Source organism: Parvibaculum sp., assembly GCF_049651025.1.
Classification (GTDB): Bacteria; Pseudomonadota; Alphaproteobacteria; order Parvibaculales; family Parvibaculaceae; genus Parvibaculum.
This window is the reverse complement of sequence record NZ_JBASBH010000113.1, coordinates 20085-27668: the sequence shown is the minus strand read 5'-3', so window position 1 is coordinate 27668 and position 7584 is coordinate 20085. Positions and strand designations below refer to the sequence as shown.

Genomic DNA, 7584 nt, shown 5'->3' with positions numbered 1-7584 from the left:
CGTCGGCAACGAGGAAGGCGAGTTCAAGCGCCTGGCTGGCGTTGAGGCGCGGGTCGCAATGCGTGGGGTAGCGGTCGGCGAGATCGGTTTCGGTGATCGCCTGCGCGCCACCGATGCATTCGGTGACGTTCTGGCCGGTCATCTCGAAATGGACGCCGCCCGCATGTGTGCCTTCGGCGCTATGCACGGCCATGAAGGCTTGCACTTCCTTCAGCACGCGATCGACGGGGCGCGTCTTGTAGCCGTTCGACGCCTTGATCGTGTTGCCATGCATCGGATCGCAAGACCAGACGACCTTCTTGCCTTCGCGCTGGATTGCATGGATCAGGGCCGGCAGGTGCTTTTCGACATTCTCGGAACCGAAGCGGCAGATGAGCGTCAGACGCCCCGGCTCGTTCTTCGGGTTCAGAATATCGGTGAGGCGGATCAGCTCTTCCGGATCAAGCGAGGGACCGCACTTCATTCCGAGCGGGTTCTTCACGCCGCGCAGGAACTCGACATGCGCGTGGTCGGGCTGACGCGTGCGGTCGCCGATCCAGAGCATGTGAGCGGAGGTGTCGTACCAATCGCCCGTGGTCGAGTCGATGCGCGTCATCGCCTGCTCGTAGCCGAGCAGAAGCGCCTCGTGGCTCGTATAGAAATCCGTCGTGTGGAGCTGCGGCTGCGTTGCGCTGTCGATGCCGCAAGCGCGCATGAAGTCGAGCGCTTCGGTGATGCGGTTCGCAAGCTCCTCATAGCGCGCGCCTTCCGGGCTGTCGGCGACGAAACCCAGATTCCAGCGATGCACGAAATCGAGATCGGCATAGCCGCCGGTCGCAAAAGCGCGGATGAGGTTCAGCGTCGATGCCGACTGCGAATAGGCGCGCAGAAGCCGGTCCGGATCGGGCACACGCGCTTCCGAGGTGAACTCGATGCCGTTGATATTGTCGCCGAGATAGGACGGCAGCGTCACGCCGTCGATCGTTTCTTCAGGCGCGGAACGCGGCTTGGCGAACTGGCCGGCGATGCGGCCCACTTTCACGACCGGCGAAGCGGCAGCGAAGGTCAGCGCAACGGCCATCTGCAGCAACACGCGGAACGTGTCGCGAATATTGTCGGCAGAGAATTCGGCAAAGCTTTCGGCACAGTCGCCGCCCTGGAGCAGAAACGCACGGCCTTCGCAAACTTCGGCAAGATCGCTCTTCAGCCTTCTCGCCTCACCTGCAAAAACCAGCGGCGGATAAGAGCGCAAACGGGCCTCGACAGCCGTCAGTGCCGCCGCGTCCGGGTAAATGGGCAGATGCTTTGCAGGTTTTGCCCGCCAGCTATCCGGTGTCCAGCTCTCCGCCATAGGTCTCACTCCAGGAAGCGCGCCGAAACGCGCGAATGAGCGTATGCGGCCAAGCTTTCGCCCGGCCCGCGCCCGCTCCTTATATGGAAGCGTGGTTTATAATCCACAATGGTTCCAGAGGGAAGCCTAAGCCCTTGAAGGGACTAGCCATAGGCGAAAACGCGGTTAATCCGCCGCTTTGGCCGCAGGTGGCGCCCATTTCTGTTTCAGCGTCACCAGTTCTTCGGCGGCAGTCGGGTGGACGGCGACCGTCTGGTCGAACTGCTTTTTGGTCGCACCGAAGGTGACGGCGATGCCGACCGTCTGGATCGTTTCGCCGGAGCCGGACCCCATCATGTGAACGCCGAGCACCTTGTCGGTCTTTGCATCCACGACGAGCTTCATGAAGGTCTTTTCGTGACGCCCGGTCATGGTGTGCTTCATGGGCCGGAAGCTCGTCTTGTAGACGTCGACATTGGCATCGCCGAATTTCTCCCGCGCCTCGTGCTCGGAAAGGCCGACTGTGCCGAGTTCGGGCTGTGAGAAAACTGCCGTCGGGATGATCGAGTGATCGACGGCAATCGGGTTGTTGTTGAATACCGTCTCGGCAAAAGCCTGGCCTTCGCGGATCGCAATCGGCGTCAGCGCGACGCGGTCGGTGACGTCGCCGACCGCATAGATGTTGGGCACATGCGTTTGCGAGAAGGGATCCACCTCAATCGCGCCGTTCTTCTTCAGCTTCACGCCAAGCTCTTCAAGTCCAAGCCCGTGAGAATTCGGCACGCGGCCCGTCGCATACATGATGAAGCCGGTTTCGATGGTGCTGCCATCTCTCAACGTCGCAATGAGCGTCTTGCCCTTGCGCTCGATCGAGGCGATGTCGGTGTTGACGCGAAGATCGACGCCCTTCTTCTGCATCTCTTCCATCAACCCGTCGCGCAGATCCTCGTCGAAATTGCGCAGGATTTTTTCGCGGCGATACATGAGCGTCGTCTCGACACCAAGGCCATTGAAGATGCCTGCGAATTCGACCGCGATATAGCCACCGCCGACGACGATGCCGTGGCTCGGCAGTTCGTCGAGATGGAATGCCTCGTTGGATGTGATCGCGTGTTCGATGCCGGGTACGCTGGCCGGCTTGAACGGCGTTCCGCCAGTCGCGATGAGTATCTTGTCCGCCGTCACATCACGGTCTTCGGCGACGAGGTGGACGGTATGCGCGTCTTTCAGAACCGCGCGGGACTGAAAAATCTTGACCCCGGAATTTTCGAGATTGCGGATATAGATGCCGTTCAGGCGATCTATTTCGCGGTCTTTGTTCGCGAGAAGCTTCGCCCAGGAAAAGCTCGTTTCACCGACCGTCCAGCCATAGCCTTCGGCGTCTTCGAATTCTTCAGAGAACTGACTGGCATAGACGAAGAGTTTCTTCGGCACGCAGCCGCGAATGACGCAAGTGCCGCCGACACGATACTCCTCAGCGACCGCGACCCGCGCGCCGTGAGCCGCCGCGATACGGCTTGCGCGCACACCGCCGGAGCCCGCACCGATCACAAAAAGATCGTAGTCATATGCCTTCGTCATTTATCGCTCCGCTCTATTTCGGCTCTATCATATCGACACCCGTGGGTGTTCCCACAAGAGCGTGCGTCGCAATTCCGATGAACAGCCCCGTCTCGACAACACCGGGGATCAGGTTCAGTTCGCGCGCCAAACTGTCCGGATCCGGAATTTTTCCGAAGTCGCAGTCAAAAATGAAGTTGTTGGAATCGGTGAAAAAGGGTTCGCCATAGCTGTCGCAACGCCGCGCGATCTTTCCGTGGCAATCATAGATGCTTGCGATTTTCGCAATGGCGGCTGCCGTTGAAACCGCGCCAAAGGGGATCACCTCGATGGGCAAGGGAAAGGCGCCAAGCGTCTTCACGACTTTCGATGCATCGACGATGACGATCATGCGATCCGACGAGGTGGCGACGATCTTTTCGCGTAGCAAAGCACCGCCGCCGCCCTTGATGAGACGCAACTGACTGTCGAGTTCATCCGCGCCGTCAATCGTCAGATCGAGATGGGGCGTGTCGTCGAGGTTGGAAAGCGGCACGCCTAGCTTTTTCGCCAGCGCCGCCGTGCGCTCCGATGTCGGCACGCCGATCACCTTGAGTCCGCCCGCCACGCGCTCGGCCAGCAGCTTCACGAATTCTTCCGCCGTCGAGCCGGTGCCGATACCGAGCTTCATGCCGTCTTCGACAAAGTCGAGGGCGCGACGAGCGGCCGCCTGTTTCTGATTATCGCCAGTCATGAACGTCAAAGCCCCGCCATCGCCACGTATTTCACTTCAAGAAAATCTTCCATGCCCCAGGGCCCACCCTCGCGGCCGATGCCGGATTCCTTGACGCCGCCGAAAGGCGCGACCTCGGTGGAAATCAATCCGGCATTGACGCCGACAAGGCCCGCTTCGAGCGCCTGCGCAACGCGCCAGACGCGGCCAATGTCGCGGCTGTAGAAATAGGATGCGAGGCCGAAGGGCGTATCGTTTGCAAGCGCAATGGCTTCTTCTTCCGTCTTGAAACGGAAGACAGGCGCGACGGGGCCGAAGGTTTCTTCCTTCGCCACCTTCATCGACGGCTTTGCATCGGCAATGACGGTCGGCTCGTAGAATGAATGACCGAGCTTGCTGCGCTTGCCGCCGACCACGACGCGCGCGCCGCCTGCAATGGCGTCCGCGACATGCTCTTCCGCCTTTTCGACGGCAGCCATATCGATCAGCGGGCCCTGCACCACGCCTTCCTCGAAGCCATCGCCCTGCTTCATGACTTTCACCTTGGCGGCGAGCTTCTCGATAAATGCGTCATAGACGCCGTCCTGTACCAGAAAACGATTGGTGCAGATGCAGGTCTGGCCCGTGTTGCGGAATTTGGAGCCGATAGCGCCTTCGACCGCCGCGTCGATATCCGCATCGTCAAAAACGATGAAGGGCGCATTGCCGCCAAGCTCCAGCCCGACCTTTTTGACGGTCGATGCCGATTGCTCCATCAGCTTCTTGCCGACTGCGGTCGAGCCGGTGAATGTCACCTTGCGCACGAGGTCGCTCGTCGTCATCTCGGTGCCGATCTCGCCAGCCTTGCCGGTGATGACGCTGAAGACGCCCTTGGGCACGCCTGCCCGATCCGCAAGCTCTGCCAGCGCAAAAGCCGAGAGCGGCGTCTGCGAGGCGGGCTTCACGACCATGGTGCAGCCTGCGGCAAGCGCGGGGCCTGCCTTGCGCGTGATCATGGCGGCGGGAAAATTCCACGGCGTAATTGCGGCGCAAACACCGATCGGCTGCTTCAGAACGACGATCTGCCGATCTGCCGAAGGCGACGGCACGATGCTGCCGTAAACGCGCTTTGCTTCTTCGGAATAGAATTCGATGAAACCGGCCGCATAGGCGATCTCGCCTTTTGCTTCGGCAAGCGGCTTGCCCTGCTCCGCAGTCAGGATCGCGGCGAGATCGTCCTGATTTGCCATCATCAGATCGAACCAGCGACGCAAAATCTGCGAGCGCTCTTTCGCCGGGCGCTTCGCCCAATCCTTCTGCGCGCGATGGGCCGCTTCAATCGCAGTGCGCGTTTCCTTCTGGCCGAGCGAGGGAACGGTTGCAATAACCTCGTCCGTCGCAGGGTCTGTAACCTTGATGCCGGTTGCATTGTCCCCGACCCATTTGCCGTCGATATAGCATTGGGTCTTCAAAAGGCTCTGGTCCTTCAGGCGCGCGACGAGTTTCATGATATTGTCCTTTGGGCAGACTTATGGCCGTTCGGGGGGGGCATTTCGCATTCCGGCATGCGAGGTTATTAAGTAGCACTCGCCGGGACGTTTAAAAAGACCGCCAAGGACCGACTATCCTCAAATGGACGCTGGGAAATTCTTCTCTGAAACCTATGACGAGGCCCGTTCACGCTTTCTCGAAGCGGCGACACAGGCCGGCGCGCGTATTCAGACCTATGAAAACCCCCTTGCCAAAGGGCCCGGCGGCGCGACGCTTTGTCTCGACACGGCCTGGTTCGGGCCTGCCGATGCGACAAGCGTGCTGCTCAATACGTGCGGCACGCATGGCGCGGAGGGTTTTGCGGGATCGGCGGCGCAGCTTGCATGGATGACGACGTGCGGCCCGATGGACCTGCCCCGCGACACGGCGGCGCTGCTCGTTCACGCGGTCAATCCCTTCGGCTTTGCCTGGGGCCTGCGCGGCACCGAAAACAACGTCGATATCAATCGCAATTTCCTCGACCATAGCGCCGAGCATCCCGACAACCCGCTCTATGACGAGTTGCATCGCTTCCTCTGCCCCAAAACATTGGACGAGCCTGCCATGCACAGGATGCTGGCGGCGGGGGCGCGCTTCGTTGAACTCCACGGACAATGGGCGCTCGAAGATGCGATGAGCCGCGGCCAGTACACACATCCTGACGGCTATCACTATGGCGGACTTGCGCCTGAATGGTCGAACACGATCATGAGCCAGATCGTGGCGAGCGAACTTTCGCAAGCCGCGCGCGTCGGTTTCATCGACTGGCATTCAGGCCCGGCAGGCGATGGCGAATTGATCCATCTGTGTTTTTCCAATCCTGCCAGCGCGGAGTTTGCGCGCGCGGCGCATTGGTGGGGACGCGAAGCTCTCGATCCGGCAACCGTCAACGCCATGTGGGGCTCCAAGCGGCCTTCGCGGCGCGGCATCATGTTCTGGGGGCTTGAGGCGCAGCTCGCCTCGCATGCGCGCTTTGCGGGCGCTGTCATCGAGTTTCGCTCAGCGCTTCACAAGCCAAGCCCTGCCAAGGCAATCCGCGCCTCGCTGCTGGAACGCTGGCTGCGTTTTGAGAGCGGTTTCGACGCGCCGGACACGCAGCAATATTTCGAAGAAATTCGCGAGGACTATGCGCCGCGCCGCAAATCCTGGCACGACAATGTGATCCGCAATGCGCTGGAATGCTATCGCACGACGCTGATCGGCATGGGCGAATGGGGCCGGGAAAACGCGCGCGCCGCTGACTAGCGATCCAGCGCGAAGTCGTAACGCACTTCCATGATATGGGGCCAGCGCGGAAAGCCGACCGGACGCCGCGCCGTCATGCGCCCGCCGAGGCGCTCATAGAAGGCACGCGCGGCGGTGTTTTTCTCCAGCACCCAGAGATGCGCGCCCGCATGGCCAAGGCAGGCGATCTCGTCAAAACAATGCGACAGCAACTCGCGGCCGACGCCGTGGCGATGATCGTGCTTGCGCACATAAAGCGTGGTGACTTCCGCGTCCCGCACATGGCCGAAACCGACGGGTTCGCCCGCCTGCTCGGCGATCCAGGCAATGCCTTCGTGAAGCCCGCGCGCCCATTCCATCTTCGAGCGGCTGACGCTCAGCTCATCGAGAAGGGGCTGCGGAAGAATGCCCGGATAGGCCTCACGCCAACAGACGACCTTGAGGCGCGCGATCAAACTTTCATCCTGATCGGGCCATGCCATGCGCGTCTGGTATCTCGTGAGCACACTCATGGAAGAAGTATGTCGCAAAAATTCGCGCCGCGCGACCATGCCATTCGGCCTCGCGCAAAAATCTGCTCCCTACCGGATTGAAAAGTGGTTCTTTCGCCCGCGCATCGGCGAGGGTAGAAACAGCCGCCCGCCATCAGAGGACATCATGACCACTCCCGACATTCGCGCCGTTCCGCTCACGGCTTTCGGCGTCGCGCTTGAACCGCTGGCAGAGACGCATCGGGCGGGGCTTGCCGCGGCAGGCGCCGACCCCGTCATCTGGCGCTATCTGCCCTATGACAGTTCCGCAGGTGGGTTCGATCGCTGGTTCGACATGTCGCTGAAACTGGAGCAGGCGCATCGGGAATCCATCTGGGTCGTGCGGCGGCTTGGTGACGATAAGATTGTCGGCTCGACACGCTATCTCAACATTGCCGCGCACGACTTGCGCGTCGAGATCGGCGGCACGTGGTATGCGCCATCCGCCTGGGCGAGCGCGATCAACCCGGCCTGCAAATTCATGCTGCTGGCCCATGGCTTCGAGACGCTGGGCCTTAACCGCATCGAGCTTAAAACGGATGCGCGCAATTTGCGTTCGCAAGCGGCCATCGCAAAACTTGGCGCGACACGCGAAGGTGTTTTCCGCCGTCACATGGTGCTGCCGGACGGGCATGTGCGCGACACGGTCTATTTCTCGATCATTCGCGAAGAATGGCCTGCGGCGAAATCACGCCTGCAGGAGCGGCTTGCAAGCTTCTGAGCCACATGCGAGACAACAT

Annotated in this window: 7 protein-coding genes; 2 read left to right on the top strand and 5 right to left on the bottom strand. The window is 60.9% G+C overall.

All coding sequences use genetic code 11. The features are described from left to right. The 4 genes from WA943_RS15145 to WA943_RS15130 form a co-directional block, all read right to left on the bottom strand. Positions 1-1330 (bottom strand): class II 3-deoxy-7-phosphoheptulonate synthase (locus WA943_RS15145; RefSeq protein ID WP_424470731.1); only part of this gene is annotated, 1330 nt, incomplete at its 3' end. 165 nt (positions 1331-1495) lie between these two features. Further along, positions 1496-2890: a glutathione-disulfide reductase gene (gene gor / locus WA943_RS15140; protein ID WP_424470730.1), complete on the bottom strand. Its 1395-nt coding sequence runs from the start codon at positions 2888-2890 to the stop codon at positions 1496-1498. Between the two features lie 13 nt (positions 2891-2903). Further along, complete coding sequence (gene rpiA / locus WA943_RS15135) at positions 2904-3602, bottom strand: ribose-5-phosphate isomerase RpiA (protein WP_424470729.1); 699 nt, start codon at positions 3600-3602, stop codon at positions 2904-2906. A 5-nt stretch (positions 3603-3607) separates the two neighbouring features. Beyond that, positions 3608-5068 (bottom strand): NAD-dependent succinate-semialdehyde dehydrogenase, encoded by a 1461-nt coding sequence (locus WA943_RS15130; protein ID WP_424470728.1) that lies wholly within the window; start codon positions 5066-5068, stop codon positions 3608-3610. Between the two features lie 124 nt (positions 5069-5192). Between WA943_RS15130 and WA943_RS15125 the strand changes: the two genes are divergently transcribed. Then, entirely contained in the window at positions 5193-6335 is a 1143-nt protein-coding gene (locus WA943_RS15125; RefSeq protein WP_424470727.1) for a M14 family metallopeptidase, read from the top strand. Here WA943_RS15125 and WA943_RS15120 read toward each other — a convergent pair. Next, positions 6332-6826: an N-acetyltransferase family protein gene (locus WA943_RS15120; RefSeq protein WP_424470726.1), complete on the bottom strand. Its 495-nt coding sequence runs from the start codon at positions 6824-6826 to the stop codon at positions 6332-6334. The genes WA943_RS15125 and WA943_RS15120 overlap by 4 nt on opposite strands. 145 nt (positions 6827-6971) lie before the next feature. Between WA943_RS15120 and WA943_RS15115 the strand changes: the two genes are divergently transcribed. Further along, positions 6972-7565: a GNAT family N-acetyltransferase gene (locus tag WA943_RS15115; RefSeq protein WP_424470725.1), complete on the top strand. Its 594-nt coding sequence runs from the start codon at positions 6972-6974 to the stop codon at positions 7563-7565. Positions 7566-7584: the final 19 nt, after the last annotated feature.